This window comes from Nocardia glycosmidis, from assembly GCF_052545115.1.
Window position 1 is genome coordinate 136021 of the sequence record NZ_JBQWRH010000011.1, and the last position, 21042, is coordinate 157062.

The 21042-nt window shown below is 66.8% G+C and carries 16 protein-coding genes; 6 read left to right on the forward strand and 10 right to left on the reverse strand.

Going from position 1 to position 21042, the window contains the following annotated elements; genetic code table 11:
* Window positions 1-115: 115 nt before the first annotated feature.
* Both ACT86A_RS16025 and ACT86A_RS16030 read right to left on the reverse strand, forming a co-directional pair.
* A complete protein-coding gene (locus ACT86A_RS16025) occupies window positions 116-466 on the reverse strand; it encodes a hypothetical protein (RefSeq protein ID WP_445092928.1) in 351 nt (116 codons plus the stop codon).
* A gap of 367 nt (window positions 467-833) precedes the next feature.
* Window positions 834-2486, reverse strand: a complete 1653-nt coding sequence (locus ACT86A_RS16030; RefSeq protein WP_445092929.1) for a S8 family peptidase — start codon at window positions 2484-2486, stop codon at window positions 834-836.
* A gap of 390 nt (window positions 2487-2876) precedes the next feature.
* Here ACT86A_RS16030 and ACT86A_RS16035 point away from each other — a divergent pair, with 390 nt between their 5' ends.
* Entirely contained in the window at window positions 2877-4313 is a 1437-nt protein-coding gene (locus ACT86A_RS16035) for an alpha/beta hydrolase (protein ID WP_445092930.1), read from the forward strand.
* Between the two features lie 189 nt (window positions 4314-4502).
* A complete protein-coding gene (locus ACT86A_RS16040) occupies window positions 4503-5876 on the forward strand; it encodes a hypothetical protein (protein WP_445092931.1) in 1374 nt (457 codons plus the stop codon).
* A 165-nt stretch (window positions 5877-6041) separates the two neighbouring features.
* Here ACT86A_RS16040 and ACT86A_RS16045 read toward each other — a convergent pair whose 3' ends face one another.
* On the reverse strand, window positions 6042-6878 hold the full coding sequence (locus ACT86A_RS16045) for a YybH family protein (RefSeq protein WP_445092932.1): 837 nt from the start codon (window positions 6876-6878) through the stop codon (window positions 6042-6044).
* 343 nt (window positions 6879-7221) lie between these two features.
* Here ACT86A_RS16045 and ACT86A_RS16050 point away from each other — a divergent pair, with 343 nt between their 5' ends.
* The 3 genes from ACT86A_RS16050 to ACT86A_RS16060 are packed head-to-tail and all read left to right on the forward strand — an operon-like array spanning window position 7222 to window position 10526.
* On the forward strand, window positions 7222-8799 hold the full coding sequence (locus ACT86A_RS16050; protein WP_445092933.1) for a vWA domain-containing protein: 1578 nt from the start codon (window positions 7222-7224) through the stop codon (window positions 8797-8799).
* A 9-nt stretch (window positions 8800-8808) separates the two neighbouring features.
* Entirely contained in the window at window positions 8809-9396 is a 588-nt protein-coding gene (locus ACT86A_RS16055) for a hypothetical protein (protein ID WP_445092934.1), read from the forward strand.
* Window positions 9393-10526 (forward strand): hypothetical protein, encoded by a 1134-nt coding sequence (locus tag ACT86A_RS16060; RefSeq protein ID WP_445092935.1) that lies wholly within the window; start codon window positions 9393-9395, stop codon window positions 10524-10526. Before ACT86A_RS16055 ends, ACT86A_RS16060 begins: the two co-directional genes overlap by 4 nt.
* A gap of 281 nt (window positions 10527-10807) precedes the next feature.
* On the opposite strand, the gene ACT86A_RS16065 is transcribed toward ACT86A_RS16060, so the two are convergent.
* The 4 genes from ACT86A_RS16065 to ACT86A_RS16080 form a co-directional block, all read right to left on the reverse strand.
* Entirely contained in the window at window positions 10808-11560 is a 753-nt protein-coding gene (locus tag ACT86A_RS16065; RefSeq protein ID WP_445092936.1) for a dienelactone hydrolase family protein, read from the reverse strand.
* Window positions 11561-11763: 203 nt separating this feature from the next.
* A complete protein-coding gene (locus ACT86A_RS16070; protein WP_445092937.1) occupies window positions 11764-12654 on the reverse strand; it encodes a class I SAM-dependent methyltransferase in 891 nt (296 codons plus the stop codon).
* Between the two features lie 240 nt (window positions 12655-12894).
* On the reverse strand, window positions 12895-13194 hold the full coding sequence (locus tag ACT86A_RS16075) for a hypothetical protein (RefSeq protein ID WP_445092938.1): 300 nt from the start codon (window positions 13192-13194) through the stop codon (window positions 12895-12897).
* A gap of 235 nt (window positions 13195-13429) precedes the next feature.
* Entirely contained in the window at window positions 13430-13855 is a 426-nt protein-coding gene (locus tag ACT86A_RS16080; RefSeq protein ID WP_445092939.1) for a hypothetical protein, read from the reverse strand.
* 241 nt (window positions 13856-14096) lie between these two features.
* Between ACT86A_RS16080 and ACT86A_RS16085 the strand changes: the two genes are divergently transcribed.
* Window positions 14097-14705 carry a HutD/Ves family protein gene (locus tag ACT86A_RS16085; RefSeq protein WP_445092940.1) on the forward strand — a complete coding sequence of 203 codons (609 nt, stop codon included), beginning with the start codon at window positions 14097-14099 and terminating at the stop codon, window positions 14703-14705.
* Between the two features lie 57 nt (window positions 14706-14762).
* Here ACT86A_RS16085 and ACT86A_RS16090 read toward each other — a convergent pair whose 3' ends face one another.
* The 3 genes from ACT86A_RS16090 to ACT86A_RS16100 form a co-directional block, all read right to left on the reverse strand.
* A complete protein-coding gene (locus ACT86A_RS16090; protein ID WP_445092941.1) occupies window positions 14763-17543 on the reverse strand; it encodes an aminotransferase class I/II-fold pyridoxal phosphate-dependent enzyme in 2781 nt (926 codons plus the stop codon).
* Between the two features lie 365 nt (window positions 17544-17908).
* Window positions 17909-19927, reverse strand: a complete 2019-nt coding sequence (locus tag ACT86A_RS16095) for an ArnT family glycosyltransferase (protein ID WP_445092994.1) — start codon at window positions 19925-19927, stop codon at window positions 17909-17911.
* Between the two features lie 136 nt (window positions 19928-20063).
* On the reverse strand, window positions 20064-20828 hold the full coding sequence (locus ACT86A_RS16100) for a rhomboid-like protein (RefSeq protein ID WP_445092942.1): 765 nt from the start codon (window positions 20826-20828) through the stop codon (window positions 20064-20066).
* Between the last annotated feature and the right edge of the window lie 214 nt (window positions 20829-21042).

A 21042-nucleotide genomic window follows, 5' to 3' on the forward strand; every position in this document is an offset into this window, starting at 1 on the left:
GGTTTCGCAGGCCGGGCGGCATCGATCGCCCGGCCCACGCTGCGGCCGGGCCGCACGTCAGACTGCGCCGAACCACGGCAGTGGCGCGGCACCGCGGTGGCAGGCCGGACCAGCCTCACTGCGGCGGCCACTCGGCAGAGCGCAGGTTGGCGGCCGAGGCCGAGGCGACAGCGACGGCCAGGCCACGCAACTCCCCCGGAATCAGCACCGACCGGATGGCGCCCTGAAAACACTCCAGCATGGCACCGTCGGACCACCGCACGTCGTAGCGGTACCAGCAGCGCCCGCCGCTTCGACTGCGCTGGATATCGCGTTCGGTCCGCACCGCCAGTTCGATCAGCGCGGAAACAACCTGGCTCGGCTCGCCCGTACTGGCGATCTTCCACCACGGCCGACCGAAACAACCTGGCTCGGAGATCTCGACCAGGTACAGCAGAGGCATCCCCACGGCGTTGGAGGTGGTCATACCGCACAGACTGCCCCAAATCGGACTGGACAGACAGATGAAACGCCGGAGGTGTGCCGAGCCGCTATCGCACGCCGGCCACGGCAACGCTCGAGCCGAATCCGGCTTGTGCCGAGTCGACGCTCGACGCCCGTGCTTCCCGCCGCTGTGTACGTCTCGAGGCCGGCCAGGAGCCAGCGGGGGCAACAGGCAGGTCGGCGAATTCCGGATCCGACGCACCGGCGACCGACGCACCGATGACCGCAGGCTTCTTCACCTTCTCCAGGTGCGCGTCGGCTTCTCGTCCAAGGCGCTCGCGTTCTCCCGATGGGCCGCCTGACCGGAGCGTGGAATCGGCGGCCGACAGTCACCGACGTTCGCGACCGCGTCAGCGCACCGGCAAGGGACTGCGCTGCGCGGCTTCGGCCGCTCGAACCGCACTCAGCGCATTGATTCTGCCGTACCCGTACTCGGCACTGTGCCCATCCGCGTCGTAGCCGCCGCCCTGCGGGTCGATCTGGTCGCAGGCCCCTTTCAGCAGGTCCTTGACCTCATGCCAGGCCAGATCCGGGTTCTCCGACAACACCAGTGCGGCCACCCCGGCAACTCCCGGACAAGAGCTGGAGGTGCCGCCGAAGTCGTTGGTGTAGTTTCCTGCCTCATCGCCCGATTCGGGCTTCCCCGGGTTGTAACCGTCCCGGCCACGCCGGTCGACCGTCCAGATGCCCGGAGTCAGTGGGGCAGGATGGCCGAGGGGTGCGTACTCGAAATCGCTGCTGGGGAACGCACACCACACCGCTTTTCCGAAATCGCTGTAGACGCTGCGTGTCCCGCTGTCGTTGCAGGCCGCGACGGCGATGACCTTGGCGAAACTGGCGTAGCCGTCGTTGTCGACGGACTCGTTGCCATTGCCCGCGGCGAACACCACCACACAACCCTTGCCGCCGCGTCCGGCGGTGACGGCGTGTTCGATCGCCAATCGTGTGCTGGCGGGCAACTGCACCACCCGATCGTGCAGCGCATCGTTCGGCCGGAACCAATCGCCATCGGGCGGACCCCAACTGCACGAGATGACGTCCGCACCGTGCTCGGCCGCCCACTGGAAGGCACGCGCCTCGGCTTGCGATCCCAGACCTGAGGCGAGCCGGATCGGCATCAGCGCGGCCTCCGGCGCCACTCCCGAAGCCCCCGCCGCGCCGTTCGCGCATGCCACACCAGCACATGCCGTGCCGTGGTTGTCCCCGCGATCGGGTCCGGTGCCGGACAGGTCCTTCGGGCGGGGATCGTTGGTCTCCAGGGTCACGTCGCGTGGTGCGACCACCTTGCGGGACCCGGCGAACTCGGGATGGTCGATGTCGACACCGTCGTCGATGACGGCGATCGTCACTCCGGCGCCGCGCGTGACCGCGTGGGCCGCCGCCACCCCAGCGTGGGCGTCGACGGTCACGCGACCGATCACGGTCTTCTTCAGATGCCACTGCTGCGGGAAGATCGCCTTGCGGGCACGGCGCCGGATCAGCTCCGGGTGGCAGTACTCGACGTCGTCGCGGCTCAGCAGCGAATTCGCGATATCGAAAACCCGCTGACCGGTCCCCTCCGCGGCGGCCGTGAAATACGCGTTGGTCGCGTAGGCGACCTCTTCCTTGACCCGCAGACCCGCCGCGCTCAGGACGGCAAGACAATGCTCGTGATCGACCCGGTCGACGAACTTCACGAAGATGTTCTCCGTGTAGAGCACCGGCTCCCCGGTGCCGGGATCCACCAGCACATGCCCGGCGAACCGCACTTCCGGCGCGGCGTTCAGCACCGGCTTACGTTCCGCCACCGACGCCCCCGGGGGCAGCCGATACACCTCGACCCCCGCTTCCGGGTATGCCTGCACCAACGTCGCATCATCGAGCGCACCCGCCAGCGGCGTGCGGACCGAACCGAATTCCCGCCGGATCCCGCGCCCCGCGTGGGTCCGCACGGCGATCAGGTCCCTGCTCTGCTCCAGCTCGAAACCAGGATCTTCCTTCGTGCCGAAATTGGCTGTAGGCATTACGATCTCCTTCCCCCTAGTAGCGCGGTAGTCGCCATTCGTGCTCGTTTGCAGCCAAGCGCAGCCGCGGGTGACGCACGGGTCTCGCTACGCCGCGATATTGCCGGGACTGTCGAGAAGATTCTACGAGAAGCGAAGGGCCCGTTGAGCTGTTCTCGTGTCAGGGCGCGGGCTCAGGCACGCGACCGTGCCGCGATGGTGCGCCTGCACGGCGCGCACGAAAGTGGTAGTGGGGCAACGGCGATGCAGGCAGCCAGTGTCTCTGTGTTGCCGAGCATTTCCCGCCGTCGATAGCACGGCGACACCGGAATCCGGCCGTTTACCGGCCACTCAGGATTGCTGGAGCCTATTCACAGGCTGCCTCGAGCAACCGCCTGGACAATGCCGAACGTGCCCGTACTCACCGCTCCCCCGACTCCGGCGCCACCGCGGACTATTCCCGTCGATCCGGCGCTGAACCAGCAGTACGCGTTCCCCCACGGGATTTCACTGCTGCACGGCTGGCTGCCGTTGACCCTCGAACTGCTCACGGCGGCGATACTGTTGGTCGCCGTCGCTCGGCGAACCAGGCGGTGGTGGCTGATCGAACTGCCGGTGTCCGTGGCGATCGGCGGCGCGGCAGCGCTGGCAGCCAGGTGGTACGTCGCCGACGAGGGGCTGGCCTCCGACCCTGCGCCCCTCCAATTGTGGGTCTGGGTCGGCGCCGTCGCCGCGGCGGCTGCGATCGCGGTCGCGGGTTGGTCGTCCGCGCGCTGGTGGCGCCGCGGCATCGCGGTCCTCGCCATCCCGTTGACCCTGCTGAGCACCGGAATAGTACTGAACCAGTGGGTCGGCTACTACCCGACCGTACAAGCCGCGTGGGGCGCGGCCACCGCGGGCCCGCTCCCGCATCAGACCGATCTCTCGGCGCTGCCTGCCTTGCGGAACACCACCGTCACCGACGGCAAACTGGTGCCGGTGCGTATTCCCGACGCCGGCAGCGGATTCCCGCATCGCACCGAATACGTCTACCTGCCACCCGCGTGGTTCGCCGGGCCGAACCCGCCCGCGCTGCCGGTGGTGATGATGATCGGCGGCGAGTTCAATACTCCGGCGGACTGGATCCGCAGCGGGCAGATCATGCCCGCCCTGGACGGCTTCACCAGGGAGAACGGTGGGCAGGCTCCGATCCTCGTTTTCGTCGATGCCAGCGGCAGTTTCAACAACGACACCGAATGCGTCGACGGGCCGCGCGGCGACGCCGCCGACCATTTGACCAAGGACGTGCCCGCCTATATCCGGTCACGATTCGGCGCCTCCGCTGATCCGGCACTGTGGGCGGTGCTGGGCTGGTCCATGGGTGGCACCTGCGCGGTGAACCTAGCGGTCATGCATCCCGACCTGCTGCACACGTTCGTCGACATCGCCGGCGACCTCCGGCCGTCTTCCGGCAGCACCGAGCAGACCATATCTCGTCTCTTCGGCGGTAACGCCGACGCGTTCGCGGCGTTCGACCCGCTGACGGTCATGGCCCGGCACGGTCCCTACAGCGGCGTCGCCGGCCTGTTCGACGACCTCCGCCCAGCACCGCGTGCCGGCGGCGGGAACAGGCGTGCCCCGGGTACCGACGACGCGAACGCGGGCGTGGGCGGTCGGCACGGCGGGCCCGATTCCGGTGAGGTCGGCGCCGCGGGCAAACTCTGCGACGCGGCACGCGCGGTCGACATCGATTGCACCGTCTACACCACCGAGGGTGGGCATACCTGGCAGTTCGCTTCGGCCGCTTTCACGTCGTCGCTGCCGTGGGTCGTCGGCCGCCTGGGTCTGCCTGTTCCGGCGACCAGCTGACCGTCTCATCACGGACGACCGTCGTCGCACCCACACCGAACAAGAGTGCGGGATAAGGATCGTGCGGGCCTGCACAGATACGGGTCCGCCGGTCCGATGCCGCGTAAGTGGTTGACCCTGACACCGGAGCAATCGGATACTGGATACACAGTGGGTGATACCGTCGTTGCCCAGAATGGACCGAACGCCATGTCCCAGAATGCGAATCCCGCCACATTAGAGACCGCGCTCGAGGCCGCAGGCGGGGCTGTGCCCCTCCTGCGCAGCTCGAAGCTCGGATACTTCCCCTTTCCGCACACTCCGTCGGAATTCACCAACTGGCGCGACGAGGCCCGGTCATGGGCGAATGATGTTGCGCTCCTGGAGCTTTCACACCACATGACCGAGCTGCACTTCCGCGGCCCTGGGGTGATCGACTTCCTCGAGCACATCGCGCTGAACAAATTCGCCCCCTTCCCCATCGGGCGGGCCAAGCAGATCGTGCTCGGTGCGCCGGACGGCAATCTGATCGGTGACGGCATCATCAGCCACGAGGCTCCCGACTTCTACCGAATCATCGGACTGCCGCCGACCGCCGACGATTGGGTGCATTTCAACCTCGAGCAGAACGATCACGCCTTCACCGTCGAGCTGAACGAACGAGGCAGTTGGCCACGAGATGTCTTCCGCATCCAGATCCAGGGGCCGAAGGCGCTGACGCTGGTCACCGAAGTCGCGGGAGGGAACCTGCCGGAGATCCCCTTCTTCGCGATCGGAGACATTCGGATCGCCGGCAAGTCGGTGCACGCGTTGCGGCACGGCATGGCCGGCGCGGCCGGCTTCGAGCTGACCGGAGCATGGGACGACCAGTGGGCAGTCCGCGAAGCCCTCGAGGTCGCGGGAGAGAAGTACGGCCTGCGTAAGGTCGGGGACCTCGCCTACCGGATCACGGCCCAGGAATCCGGCTGGTTTCCGCAGACCCTGCCCGCGATCTACACCCACGCGTCGTTCAAGGCTTTTCGCGAGTGGCTGCCCGGGGACTGCTTCGAGGCGACAGCGTCACTCGGCGGCAGCTACGATTCCCCGAACATCGAGGACTACTACGTCAACCCGGTCGAGCTCGGCTACGGCCTTGTGGTCGACTGGAATCGAAACTTCATCGGCCGAGACGCACTGCGCGAGAAGGCCGACAACCCGCGCCGCAAGAAGGTCACCCTCGAGTGGAACAACGACGATGTCGCCGGCGTGTTCACCTCCGCGCTGTTCGGCCCCGAGCGGGGCGGGCTATACCCCGCGTTCCCCAACCTGCTGCACGCCGTATTCGAGTACGACATCGTCCTGGACAAAGACGGCAGACCTGTGGGCACCTCCCAGTGGGCCTCGTACACACCCAATGCACGCCGGGTGATCTCCAGCGCGCTCGTGGACATAGCGGACGCCGAGCCCGGCACCGAGCTCACACTTCTGTGGGGTGAGCCGAACTCGAAGCGCCCCCGTATCGAAGCGAACGAGCTGCGTGACATCAGGGTCACCGTCCAGCCCTCGCCGTACTTCGAGAAAGTCATCAAGAGCGGCAAGCAGTAGCACAGCACCGGCCGGGGTCCGCGTGATCGTCCACGCGGACCCCGCGCTGTGTAGCCATGCGGCCGTTGACGATCGGCGCGGTCATTCCTACTGCGGCACAGACGGACTCGCGTTGCCCACGCGGGTGACGATCGACCGGGTCCGCACCGCACCGACCGCGTGTGGTCAGGCGCCCTGCGCCGGGGCGGTGAGGTCCTCGTGAGCATCCCGATACGGTGCGGTGCCGAAAGGATTGTGGACCGCGTACCGCCACACACCGTCGGCCCCCAGGCGCGCCACGTCCGCGGATGCCCCTGCTCGGCGCACGAGGCCACCATCCTCGGATGAACGTTCCAGCAGCTCCCAGTCTGTGATGAGGTGGGCGACTCCGTCCGTCACGTAGGCATGCCGCACGGCTGACCGGAAGTGCTCCACGGCGAGGTAAGCGTCGAGCACGTCGGCATGCGAGCTCACCGCGACGGCCGTGCCCGGCGCGGTCGCGTGCACCGCCTCGGCCTCGAAGAGATTCGCGAGTGCCTCGCGGTCGCCGCGAGCGACCCCGTCGCGGAAATGTGCGACCAGGTGGCCGACCCGTGCGTCCAACTCGTCGTCGGACCGGCCCAACGCTGTTGGCGCATCCGTGGGGCCGCTTCCGCCGCCGTTATCGATGATGCAGCGCCAGACACCGTCGGGTCCCCGACGTCCGACATCGCTGGACCGGCCGCGGCTGCGCGAGCGGCGCCCGGTGACCGGGTCGCAGGCATGAACCTCCCACTCGACGAACAGCAAAGCCACGTCGCCGGCGACATACACCGCGCCCAGATGGGCGTCGAGACTATCGAATCCCGCTCCACCATGCTCTTGGTCACGAGGCCGGACCGCGACGCCGGGCTGGGTGACGATGAGCGCGTCGGATTCGAACACTGCCGCCAGCGCCTCGGCGTCGCCGGAGTTGAGCGCCTCGCTGAACCGGCGGGTCAGGAATCCGATCCGGCAGTCCTGGTCGTGATCTTTACGCGACATGTCGCCTCCTCACAAGCTCATGTGCGACGGTTCCGCGGTGATCGTCGGCGAATACCACTGCGCCGCTGACGAGTACAGTACCTGCGGTAGTCCCGCTCATTGGTCGAAATACGCGCCGAGCAGCTCGACCGTCCGCACCACAGCGGGGGGACGACAATCGACACATCCGCATCCAGCGATCGGATGCCACGGTTGCGGCGCGCGGCGCCGGACGAAGATTCGCCCAGACATCACCGGCTGTTCACCGCTTTCGCGTCGCCGCCGATTACCATCGCGTCATCGAGGGGAAGGTGGCGAATTGCCGTATCGCCGCACGACAGTGCTTGTCGCAGTATTGATTACGTTGTGTGCCCTGCTGACGGGTTGCGGAGGCAATCGCGGGTCCGGTCCCGTCCGCGAGTACGCGCCCGACGCGAGTGTGCTGAACATCGTGGCGGGATCCGAGCACGCCGCGGTATTCCAGCAGGTCGTGCAGCCGTGGTGCCGGGAGCAGAAGCTGACCTGCACCATGACCGAACTGGGGTCGGTGGATCAGGCTCGGTTGCTGGACGCCGGCGACCCGCCCTACGACGCATTCTGGTTCGCCAGCAGCGTCTTCCAGCAGCTGGGCGACACCGGGCACCGGCTGCAGCAGGCGCAGCCCATGTTCAGCACTCCCCTGGTGTTCGCCGGTACGCGCGGCGAGCTGGATGCTCTCGGGTTCACCGGGCGGGACGTGGGCATCGAGGAGATCTTGGCCGCAGCCGAGGCGAAGAAGACGACGGTGTGGACGACCAATCCGACCCAGTCCAATTCCGGCGCCACCGTTCTGCTGGGCTTCCTCAACTACTTCGCGGGCAACGGTCCCGGCGTCCCGCTGACCCGATCGCAGCTCGATTCCGAGCAGGTACGCACCGGGATCACCCGTTTCACCCGGGCTTTCGCACGGACGCCGCCGTCCACCGGACTGCTCATGGCGGAATGCCTGGCCTCGCCGCAGCAGTGCAAAACCCTGTTCACCTACGAAAGTCTGGTGATCGAACACAACCAGGAACTGGTGCGCGCGGGCAAGCAACCACTGCACGTCATCTACCCCAAAGGCGTACTGGCGATTTCGGATGCCCCGCTGGGATTCCTGCCGCACGGCGACAATCCGCAAAAGCTGAGCAACTTCCGCAAGCTGCAGGACTTCCTGCTCTCCGCCGACACCCAGCAGCGGCTGATCCGGCTGGGGCGGCGGCCGATCACCGGTATCGGACTGTCCCTGCCCGACGCACCGCGTGACGTCTTCGACCCGGCCTGGGGGGTTCGCGCGACGCTCACCGAGCAGCCGATCACGTATCCGGCCGCCGCGGTGATCGATGCCGCCCTGGAGAACTACCAGACCGTCTATCGCACCCCCACCGACCTGGTGTACTGCATCGATTCCTCCGGCAGCATGGCCGACAACGGCGGCTGGACCGGGGTGCAGCGAGCCGCGGATCTGCTGTTCGATCCGGCGCAGTCCAAGAAGTATCTGCTGCAGACCGGTCCCCGGGACCGGACCGCGGTGCTGCTGTTCAGCAACACCGCCGCCACCACGCAGTGGACCAGTGGCAATGCGGCATCGGACTTGCAGTCCTTGCGCAACACCATTCGCGCGCGAGACCCGAATGGCAATACCGGCATCTATCGCTGCCTGAGTGCCGCGGCGAAACAGTTCACCGGCTCGGCCGACCCGGATCGCAAGCGACTTGTCGTACTCATGACCGACGGCGCCGACACCGAGGGCGGCAACGGCCTCGATGACATCGCCCGCACCGGCATCCCGGTCGTGGCCATCGGATTCGGTTCTGCCGTCAAGGACGACGCGCTCCGGGCGATCGCCGAGCGCACCGGCGGGTCGTATCTGACCACCGACGATATGGTCGCGGCGCTACGCCAGGCCGCCGGATACCGGTAGGAGCCGGCGGTGCCGGGTAATGCCGCGTTGATCGCGGCGCTGGTCGTACTCGTGTCCGCCTTCCTCGGTCTCTATGCCGTGATCGGCTCACCGATCGGCGCGATGCTGGTGGCGGCGGGGGCGGCCGTGCTCACCGCTCTTGCCGGACAGCAGGTTTCCGTCGCCACCAAGGGCAGCCGACTGGCGCGACGAGTATCGAAAACCAACCGGCGGGTGGCGGTGCTGGCAGCCCGCGTCAGCGATGCCGAGACCCGCGCCTCGCTGCTGCGGGCGTGCGACATCATTCCGCGCCTGCTGCAGCGTACCGGGACGGTCGATCCCGCAAACCTGTCCATGACCGCGCACAAGCTGCTCGAGTATCTGGCGAGTGTGGAGTCGGCGCTACGGCGGTACCTGGAAATCCAGGACCACCGCTCGTCCTACCGTGATGCCGAGGCGTTGCTGGCTCGTAGCCGCCGCGTACTCGCCGGATTCGAAACCTTCGCCGCGCACGGTGCCGAACAGGCCGGCGAGGCGAACCTCGAGTCCTTCTTCCGGGACCTGGCGCACCTGGAACTCATGAATCCCCCGCAGCTGCCCTCGAGCGAGGAGCTATGAACAGATCCCGTCTCCCTGCCATCCTCGCGATCATGGTCGCCGTGATCGCCATCGCCGTGGGTGTCGTGGTGATACGCAAGGCGGACGAGACCCCGGTCGCGGTCCGAGCGCTCACCTGTCTCGGTGGCTCCGAGAAGTCCGCGCTCATGGCCGATGCCGACGTCCGCGCCATCCTGCGCGATGATTACGGGCTCGAGGTGCGCTTCGACAAGCGCGGCTCCTATGACTTGGTACAGCTGCCCACCGACCAGCTGCGCAATCAGAAGATCGACTGCTTGTGGCCGTCCTCGGCGAGCGCACGCAGCGTGTTCGAAGCAGCGCACAACACCGGTGACTTCCCGGACTATCGCGCCGAATCGGTGCTGGAAACTCCGGAGGTGATCTACGCCGGCGTGGCAGCCACCGACGCGCTCGTCCGCGCAGGAATCGTGGCGCAGCGCGACAATTCCTACTACATCGTCGATTTCAAGCGCTTGCTGCTGGATTTCGTGCTACCCAAGCAGAAGTGGCCATCGCTGGGAGCGCGTGACCTGGCCGGTCCCATCCGCATCACGAGCACGGACCCGAAATCGTCGAACTCCGGATTCACCCTGCTGCAACTGGAATTGACGGTCATCGCCTCGAACGACGTCTTTCAACCGCCCACCCTGGTCGAGGCCAGATCCGGTCTGCCGGCCGTACGCGAACTCTACGACGCGCAGGGCTTGCAGTCCGACAGCTCCGACGGCGGTTTCCGGGAGTGGCTCATCCAAGGAGCGGCCACGCTCTACGCCGGATACGAAAGCCAGATCCTGCGGCAACTGGTCGACTACCGCGACAACCGTCCTGCCACCGAGGCGCTGCTGGCGAATGCCCGGATGCTGTATCCGGATCCGACCATCTTCAACAGCAATCCGATCCTCGCCCTCACCGCTCCCGCTCATCAGCTGATCACGGCCCTACAGGATCCGAAAATCCAGGCGATCGCGTGGAACCGCTACGGTTTCCGCTCCGCCACTCAACTCGGCGCGGCGCATGCCGCCGACTTCACGCAGATCCCGCTGGCCCCCCAGCCGCGCTCCACGACGCCGCCGCGAGCCGACATCACCCAGCTCCTGCTCGCGTGTGTGCGGGACAATCGGTGCACCTGACGGCACCACCTCGAGGTACTCGGCTGACTCGAATCCGGCCACGACGTTGCCCACACGGCGGTAGTAGCCACGGGGAAGGGCTGTGGTTCGGTAATCCGATCGTTGCGGCCATGGCACTTCGCCGCAGTCACCCCGCCCACGCCGGTTCGCTGACGTCGATGGCGCCGCGAACCTTCCCGGGGCCCACGGTCACCAGGTCCCGGCCGCTACGTTGCGGCGGGCGGGCGAGCCGAAGGCTCCGGGGAGGCGTGTACTTCAGGTTCGGTTTCCGAGCCGGAGCCTCAGCTGTTGGTCAGCGTGCGAGCGAAAAGGGGGAGCACGCGATCCCAGTGACGCTGCAGCGCGGAGGCGTCGAAGGCATCGGTGTCGGACATGGTGAAGCCGTGGGTGGTGCCGGGGTATACCTCGGTGCTGTAGCCGACTCCGGCACCATCCAGGGCCTGGTTGAGCTGGGTGATGTCGTCGTCGGACGTGATGTCGCCTTCCGCGAGGCCGAGGTGGACTTGCGCGGTGAGCTTGGGGAACAGGCGGTGCGGGCTGTCGGGCGCGTCCGTGACCAGGGGGCTGGGATGGAATCCGGCGACGGCGGCCACCTTGTCGGGGTAGGCCGTCGCGGTGCGCATCGCCAATCCTGCGCCCATGCAGTAGCCCATCACGCCGACCGGTCCGGCGCTGACTTCGGGCTGGCTGGTGAGGAACTCGAGGTAGGCGTCGGCGTCGCGCAGGGCACATTCGACGGTGTGCGCTTTGATCAGGGGCATCAGCTGCCCGAAGACGGCGGGCCGGACCTCTTCTGAGATGTGTTCGGGAATTTCCATCACCGGCGCCGGGCCGTGCCGGTAAAAGACGTTGGGGACGAGCACGTAGTACCCGTGTCCGGCCAGTTCGCCGGCCATCTCCCGCAACACCCGCCGCACACCGAAGGCGTCCGGGTACATCAGTACCGCCGGGTACCGTCCACCACCGTCGGGGAATGCGGCGAAAGCGTCGGCCTGGCCGTCCGCGGTGGGAATTTGCAGCGTCTTGATAGGCATGGCGGATCATCCTTCCTTGGGCTGAGGTCAGGGCACAGCCGCTACCAGGGCCGATCAAAGATCAACCCGGCAATGACCTACGGCCACTGGGCAAATCGGTACGAACCGTACCAGTGCCGATCAACTCAGCCGAACGCCGGGAGGCTCCGAGGTGGCTTCATGTCGACGGACGACAAGCGCGCCCTACGGAGACCATCGTGGCGTTACCGCCGCACTGCGATCAGATATCTCGGTTGTTCCCACAGTTCGGCGAGTTCGTCCGGCAGGTCCAGGTGTGGTCGGCCGTAGGTTCGGCCCAGTTCGGCTGGGCTGAACGCCTGCACCGCCCAGCCGGTTTCCGCCAGCCATGGCGCCGGATCGGCGCGTTTGTCGTCGTAGAACAGCTCGGTGGGGTCGATACCGCCGAACCAGCTCTTGTCGAAATATTTCGCCTCCAGACTCGCGAAACGTTCGACGTCGGTTCCGGCCACGAAGCTCTCCACCGCGAGGTGGCTACCGGGTGCCGACAGCTGGTTGATCTGCTCGAACAAGGCGTCCTGCGCCGCGCCCGGAAGATACGGCAACAAACCCTCCGCCGACCATGCGGTGGGCCTGCCGGGGTCGAAGCCCGCCTTTCGCAAGGCGGCCGGCCAATCCTCGCGCAAATCCACCGCCACCGTCCGGCGGTCGGCTTTCGGCCGCGCACCGTGTTCGGCGAGGACCTGCTCCTTGAAATCCAAGACTTTCGGCTGGTCGATCTCGAACACCGTGGTGCCCGCCGGCCAGTCGAGACGGTACGCCCGCGCGTCCAAGCCGGCGGCGACAATGACGGCTTGCCGCACGCCATCCCCGGCAGCCGAGGAGAAGAACTCGTCGAAGAACTTCGTCCGGATACCCATGAATCCGGGCAGCAACGGCGTCCCGGCCAGCACGGAGGGATCGGCCAACAACCGGGTGAAATGCGGTTCCCCGGACGCCTGGACGAACAGCGGCGCGAAATCGTCCCGGATCAGCGGATCGGGCAGGTTCGCCTCCAACGCCCGGAAGAGCGCGACTCCCAGCGCGGTGAGGCCCACGCTGCTGACGATGTCCCACGCGTCTCCCTCAGCTCGCATCATCGAAACACCTACCGATCTGGTCGCGTTGTCGCCGTCATTTCGGGCGCTATCCGATGGGGTCACCGCGATCGCAACGCACGACCGTGTCCCGCGGGCATGCGATTCCCGCGAGACACGGTCCGGGACGTGGTCACGGCGTTGCGCGTTCGGGAATGCGCGACCGTGCCGAAGCGATCTCCGCGACGGCGACCGGTGACCGGTCAGCCGGTGATCCGCCGCCCGCAGGCCGGATCCGGCCTATTGGCATCCGGTCCCTCGCACGAAGTCGGGGAGCGACGCCCGTGATGTCCCGCCACCCATGCAGGTCACTTGGTTGCGGGACTGCACGAGAAACGGTTGCGTGATCTCACCCGTTTCGGGTGCACCGTTCGATGCCGTGCAGTCCAGCGCCGCGAGCGTGCCCTCGGACAGGATCCCGGATTCCTGACAGGTGTAGGTCCACATCTCCTGCGCGGAGACGGTTGCCGGGGTCAGCAGACCGGCCGCTGCAACAACCAACGGGAGCAGGCCCCACCGGGCAATGCGTGTGGCTTTCATGACGATCTCCTTTCCTGGTTCCGTGCGATCTGGATCGGTAACCACCCGGACCTGGAGTCCGAGCGGAATCGAGCAGAAACTGCGTGGTTGCTCAGGAGAGAACGTGCATACCGCACCGGAGAGCGTACGCCCGACGACGCAGGCCGGCAGCGAAACGACCGCATCTGCTCGGCCACGCGCCGGCCTGAAGGCGCGGAGCCATCAGGCCGGCGGAAGAAACGGGACTGATCGAGCGTCAGACGGCGGTGATCGTCAGGGTGTAGCCGACCGGCCTGCCGTCGGCGGAGGAGATGACGATCTGGTAGTCGTTGCCGTCGGCGACGAGATCGGCGTGCGGGACCTCGTTGGCGACCTGCGGCCCGATCAGCGGGGCCACCGAGACGCGGGCATTGCCGCTCGAGGAGGCGACGTCGAAGCTCAGACGCTGCCCCGGCGCTGTGGCGATGGAGTAGCTGTCGGACTTGCCCTGGGCGACGGTGCCACTGGTCTCCGTGTGGTTCTGGCCGGCTGGGAGCTGCAGTCGCTGCACGGCACCGGGGACCGAAGGAATACCGGGCGCGGCCTGTGCAGTCGCAACCCCTCCGGCTGCGGTGAAACTGACGGCGGCGAGCACCGCTGGCACGGCACCCACCAAGGAACGAAACAGTCGAGATGCGGTCATAGCCAACATCTTTCCTCAGGACGTGGGCGGGATCTCATGCGGCTGCCATGAATCGGTCACCAGGTGGCCGCGAACGCCGCTCACCGGTTGCGGCGGGTACGCCTCGACGGCGGTCTTTCGTCAGCGTCGAAATGATGACCGATAACATCGCTTACTCGGGCACGCTCTGGGGCCTGCGGTCCAGTCTCGGATGAACCCGCAGTAGTCTTTGTCGGAAGATTCGCACTCCAAAGGACATCAATTGCCCAACACGGTATTCACGGTGCACGCCTCCGATCGGCGTATCACACCATGGGTGAACGGCAGTGGCGTCACCGGAGAGATAGCCAGGGGCACAATCGCGGACAGCGGCCTGCCCACCTGGCGCCTCAGTGTCGCCGAGCTGAGCGCGAATGCGCAATTTTCACCACTTCCGGGAATCGGCCGTGTCTTCACCGTAGTGGGGCAACATCCGGTCACGCTGCGATTCGCCGACACCTCGCAGCATCTGCTTCCCTGCCATCCATTCGCATTCCATGGCGAACAGGTTCCGTTCTGCGAGGTCACGGGTCCCACCGAAGCATTCAATGTGATGGTCGACAGAGACTCCGCAAAGGCCGAAGTGGATGCACTCCAGGTCGCCGACCGGCATATCGTACGTACGAGCCCGGATTCGATGACAGCGCTGTTTCTGGCCGCCGGTGCGGGATATCTCGACGAGCAACCGGCCGGACCCGGTGATTGCTTCCTCTGGCCTGGCGGCGGAGAGAAAACATTCAGTGGTTGCGCGCGGCTCGTCATCGCGCGGATCACCGCACTCGATGACACCACAGCCCTGATCGGCAGCGCCACAACAGAATTAGAGACCTGACCCGGCCGTCCGATGCCGCCGACCCCGGCCGCGCGGTCCAGGCCGGCAACTGCCCGGTCAAAATCGGGAACTCGATGCGGTATCTACACCTGCGAACACCGCGGCACTTGCGTGCCGAGCTCCGTTCAGCCGCGCGAGCGCGGCCTCGGTAAAGACCGACAACCCGAGGTCGGGGTTGTAACCGTGAATTTCCTTGACGTCGACCTCGGCCAGGAAATACAGGATCTCCGTCGAAATCACCTGCCCCGGGACCAGCACCGGGAAGCCGGGCGGATAAGGGACCACGAAGGTGGCGGACACAAGGGGCTTTCCCTTGGCGAGCCGGCGCCCGGCGTCGCCGAGCAGGACATGTTCGCGGTCGGCCTCCTCGTACCCGGCGTAGAAGGCCGATCGCATGTCACCGAACGAGCTGGCGCCGTCGGGACGAAACGCGCTGTCGAACTCGCTGAAGTCGGGCAGCGCCGGCAGCTCCTTGGTGATCTCGTCGACCCGGCGCTTGTGCAGGGCGCGATCGGCCTTGCCGTCGCCGCCGCGGCTGCTCTCGAAGTCGGTTGCCACTCGACGCAGCACGTCGAGCAGGTAGTGCACGCTCGACCAGGTGACGCCGATCGTGAAGATCAGCAGCACACTGTTGATCGAGGTCTTGTTGATCTGGATGCCGAACCGGTCCATCAGGATCTTCTCGCGGAACTCGTACCCGTTCATCCCGGTCTTGCCGAGGAACAGGGTGACCCGGGTCGGGTCGAGCACGAACTGATCCGACCGCCACGCCTCGTTCCACTCCGCCAGGCCACCTTGCCTGACCTGCCGGTACGAGGTGACTTCGGAGGGCCGGAACTCGTCGGGCACCAGGTCCGCCTCGTCGAGGATGCGGAACCACTTGCCGATCAGCCGGTCTTTGCGGACGCGGTGCCGGAACACCAGCGCCATGTCGTAGACCTGCCGGACCAGCTGGAAGCCCTCGATGTCGACCTGCCGACGCGCCAAGTCCAGCGAGGCCAGCAGTTGCTGGTTCGGCGAGGTCGAGGTATGGGTCAGGAACGCCTCCGCGAACGCCTCGCGGACGAGAGCTTTGAAGTCCTGGTCGCGGATATGGATCATCGACGCCTGCCGAAGCGCTGACAGCGACTTGTGCGTGGAATGCGTCGCGTACACGCGTACCCGCGCACGCTCGGGGTCGGGAAGCAGCCGGCGGTCGCTCCACCCGGCACGGTCGACTCCTTGCATCGACGCACGCCACCTGCGGTACTGCTCGGCGTATCCGGGCGACGACAACGCCGATTCGAGTTGCTGAGCGGCAACCATCGCGGTCCGCTGCCGTGCCCACGGCACCGCGGTGGCGAACGCGTACCACGCCTCGTCCCACAGGAAGCAGATGTCCGGCTTGATCGCCAGGACCTCCTCCATCACGCGCCGGGGGTTGTAGACGATACCGTCGAAGGTGCAGTTGGTCAGCAGCAGCATGCGCACCCGGTCCAATTGTCCCGCCGCCTCGAGGTCCAGCAGCGCCTTCTTGATGGTGTGCAGGGACACGGCTCCGTAGATCGCGAACGGCTCGAGCGGGTAGGCGTCCAGGTACATCGGGTACGCACCGGCGAGCACCAGGCCGTAGTGGTGCGACTTATGGCAATTGCGGTCGATCAGAACGATGTCGCCCGGCCGGGTCAGGGCCTGCACGACAATCTTGTTCGCGGTGGATGTTCCATTGGTCACGAAGTAGGTCTGATCGGCACACCACGTCCGGGCGGCTTTGTCCATCGCCGCCCTGATCGTGCCCTGGGGGTCCAGCAGTGAGTCCAGCCCGCCGGAGGTGGACGACGTCTCCGCCATGAAGATGTTGCGGCCATAGAATTCGCCCATGTCCTGCAGCGACTTGGAGTTGAAGATGCTGGCGCCACGCGCGACGGGAAGGGCGTGGAATTGGCCGACCGGTGCGGCCGCATAGGCACGCAGGGCATCGAAGAACGGGGTGGCGAACCGGCTCCGGACGCCGGCGAGCACCGTGCTGTACAGGTCGGTGACGTCGTTGAGCCGATAGAACGTGCGATCGTAGACGTCGGGCTCGTCCGCGGTCTCCGCGGCGATCGACTCGTCGGTGAGCAGATACAGGTCGATATGCGGCCGCAGCTTCCTGATCCACTCGCCGCATTCGATCCAGTCGTCGGTGCGGTCGGTCACGACCACGTCGTCGTTGGCGCCGAGCAACGTGGTCATCAAGGGCACCCGGTCGCGGGAACGAAGCGGCAGGTCGTGCCGGATGATCGCCGCCTGGATCTCGCCGTTCAACGCTACGGCGGTGATGGCGTCCTCGATGCTGGCCACGACGAGCAGCTCGAACTGCACGTCATCCGAGGGGTCGCGCAGCGCCCGCAAACTCTCCGCCAGGCCCTCGGGAGCCTCGGGTGGGGAGTCGTCACCGAGCAGAACGGTGTAGAACTGCTGCTGTTTGGCCCGCGCGACGAGTTCCTGATCGGCCAACGGCGCGGATAGGTCGAACACAGCGGCGCGGTCGCCGTACTCGGAGAGCAGGCGTACGGCCAGCGACACTTCCTCGGTGAGCCGCACCGTCGCCAGATCGGCGAGATATCCGCGCAGCGCCGCGAGCCTTTCCGCGCCCGGGTACAGCCAGTACCGCTCGTAGGCGCCGAGACGATCGAGCAGGCGCCGAACCTGGGCGGCTTCGTGGGTGGTGTCCAGCCCCGCCTGGTTGACCTCGGCGAGCCGGCGGCACGCGTCGTCGAGCAGATTCCAGGTGTCGATTCGCGAGTACGACGGATTGGCTACCGCCGCCAGCGCGGAAACACTGAGCCCTTTCGGGCGCTCGCCGTCTCGGTGCATGTCGTCAGTTTCGCCCCTCGATCAGTGGCGAAGTGACCTGTCGAACGCGACAGATCACACCCTCGAGCAATCATCCTGCAACTATTCTGCCCCGCGGCCGATCACATTCCTAGCCAACGGACATGTTGTTTCCCTTCGGAGGGTGAATCCGCGGCTTGTGCGCAGAGCCTGACCCGCTCCGGGCCGCTCGATCACTCACCACAGTCACCCTGCCTGCGTTCGCCCTGCTCTGCCGCCGTGAAGCTCCAGCACTCGGCCGACTTCGCAACCAAGGTTTTCCGGTGGCGAGTCATCGGCCGTGTCGTCGCCAGGACACCGAAAAGGCCCGGCGGGCAACCGAATCGAATGCCCGCCGGGCCGGAGGGTTATCCGTGATAGCCGGTCAGGTGGTAAACCGTCGCGTTGCCGACCTGCTCGGGAGCGAAATGGGCGGTCACCCAGTCGGTGATGTCGGTGTGCTGGTTGCGGCCGAAGCCGCCTGGGCCGCCGGGAGCGTCGGTGGGATCGGCGTCGCCTTGTTGCGGGTTCGGCTGCCCGCTGCCGGGAATCGGTGCCGTTGCTGGATCATGGCGGTTGTTCGCGCCCGGGTCGCCACCGTTCGTCTGGCCATTGTTCGCACCACGGTCGCGACCGTTGTTCTGGACGATGTAGTAGCTGACCCTGCCGTCCTGCACGTCGGTCTGGAACTGCGCCAGCGTCGGTGTCGGATCGCTGCCCGAGAAGCCGCCGATGGCCATGACCGCCTTGTCGCTCTGCAACTCCAGCCCGGCCGCGGCGGACGAGCCGTTGATCGCCGCGGCCCACGTCGAGTTGGTCGCCTTCAGCAGCGCCGCCAGCTGCGGGTTGGCCTGGTTCTGTCCGAAGCCGCCGGGGCCACCGGGGCCCGCCGCTCGTGCCGGTCCCACCGTCGGCCCGCCGCCCGAGTGCGCGGTGCCGATAGTGGCGAAGGAATAGGCCGCTGTACCCGACAGACTGCCGATCAGGCCCACCGTCAGCACGCCGGCCGCCAGCCGCGCATGCGTGCGGTGCGTCCACGGCAGCGCAACCAGCATCGCCGCCACGATTGTCACCGCCACAATCGCCCAGCGCAGGTCGGGATGCCAACCGCTGTTGCGGTGCAGCAACACGAAACTCCACACCCCGGTGACCGCCACCAGGGCAGCCAGACCGAAGCGGCCGAAGATCGTGTGCCGCTTGGTCCACATCTCATGGACCCCGACCGCAAGCATTCCGGCCACGGCCGGAGCGATCGACAGGCAGTAATACGGGTGCACCATGCTTTTCATAAAGCTGAGCAGACCGCCGGCGATGATGATCCAGCCGCCGAAGACAATCGCGGCCGCCCGCACGAGGTCGGTGCGCGGCGCCCGGCCGCGGGAGACGAGCACCAGCACCACAGCCAACAGCGCGGCGGGCAGCAGCCAGCCGATCTCGAACCCGAACTCGCCGGTGAACAGGCGTTCCACCCCTCGAACCTGGTCGCCGAATCCACCGCGCCCGCCCGCCGGCATCTGCGGGGCTCCGGCCGCCGCATTCGGCGCCGTGGCCGGACCGTGCGCCGGTCCGCCCGCGCCGCCACCGTGATTGCGGCCGAGCACCCGCGCAAAGCCGTTGTAGCCCAGCACCAGGTTCATGAAGTTGTTGTTCGTCGATCCGGCCAGATACGGGTGACTCGACGCCGGCCACAGCACGGTGACCAGCACGTACCAACCGCTGGACAACACCATCGCGAGCAGTGCGCCGAACAGTTGCACTATGCGGTTGCGCAGCGGATTGGGCGCGGCCACGAGATAGGCCAGACCCAGTGCAGGCAGCACCAGCAGACCCTCGAGCATCTTCGCCAGGAAGGCGAAGCCCAGCGCCGTGCCGGCCAGCAGAATCCAGGTGGTCGACGCGCGTTCGATGGCCCGCACGGTCGCATAGGCGGCCGCCATCATGAGCAGGACCATGACCGCGTCCGGGTTGTTGAAACGGAACATCAGTGCGGCGACCGGCGTCAACGCCAGCGCGGCAGCGGCGAACAGGGCCGGATAGCCACTGCGCGTCACCCGCCGGACCGCACCGTACAGCAGCGCCACCGCGGCCACAGCCATCAGCGCCTCGGGGATCAGCATGCTGGCGCTCGAGAAGCCGAAGATGCGGCCGGACAGACCCATCACCCACTGCGACACCGGCGGCTTGTCGACCGTGATGAAGTTGGCGGGATCCAGGGAGCCGAACAGCAGGGCCTCCCAGTTCTTCGAACCGGCCCAGGCGGCGCCGGCGTAGAACTGGTTGCCCATGCCATTGACAGTGATGTTCCACAGATACAGCACCGCTGTCGCGATCAGCAGCACGACCAGACCGGCACGTTCAGCGGCGGTGCCGGCGAATCTATCGGGCATGCGAGGGGCCGCGGACTGCGGCGGTAGCACCGATGAGGTGTCCATGAGTGATGTGGTCACGATGACCCATTCAGCACGCCGGACTCCAAGGCAACCTGTGAGCAAGCGGTGAGGTTGCTGTGACAACCGCTGAGCTCTAGACGGGGATGCCGCCGGCGCCGCGGTCGATATCGGGCTCGACCGTCGAGGGAGCGGCTCGGACCGTCTGCGCCGGCGTTGCCCATTCCGTACCAACGGTAGCGACAACGTGCGGCCGAGCGTGAGCGGAGTACCGGCGAATGATTCGGATGCGGCGCCATCCGGTGGCGATCAGTCTCGCGGCGGGGTAGGCGGCCAGGCCGAGCGTCATTGCGGTGAGGTGGCCGTAGTCGGTGAAAGTCTGTCCCCGCCAGGCTGCGATGCCCAGGATTACGGCAAGTGTGGTGGCCCAGGCGAGGCGCACGATTCCGCGGAAACGGTAGGCGAAGATCGCGGCCACTGCCATGAAGCCGTAGCTGTATCCGACGTCGGTGGCGTGGGCGATCTCGCGGGTCGTCAACAGGTGGCGGTCGGCGGCGTAAGCGATTCCGGTCGCGACGATGAGGGTCGCGCCGATGTGTCCGAGCGCGAAAGTCGCGATCCAGCGCGGGGTGCCGAGCCAGCGCTCGGCCGCGACCATCAGCACCAGGAATTCGACAACGGCCACGGTGGGATTGCTGCCAGGATCCAGCCAGAACGCGGAGGTCACGAGCACTTGCATCGGTTCGGTGCGCAGATTGTGCAGGTTGGTCGACGCGCTGACGATGAGCCGGTGGCCGACCCTCTGGTCGGCGCCGCGCAGCGTCCACCAGGTCACCAGGATGGTGAACAGGTAGATCAGTGTGGCCGGGGCGGCGGCGAAGTAGTTTCGGATCCGGCGCAAGGTGACCCTCATCGGTTCGGGGGGTGGGTGCGGACCCACCGGAAGGCGACGAAGCGGCTGACAGTGACCACCAAGTGTGCCACGATCAGCACCGCCGACTCGATGTGACGCGAGGCCGTGGGCGGCCACCGGTGCGGCAGCCGCAACGACCCGCTGGTGACCGCAGCGCCGAATCCGATGCTGGGCGTCGGTGAAGCGGGCGGTCGCTGCGCGC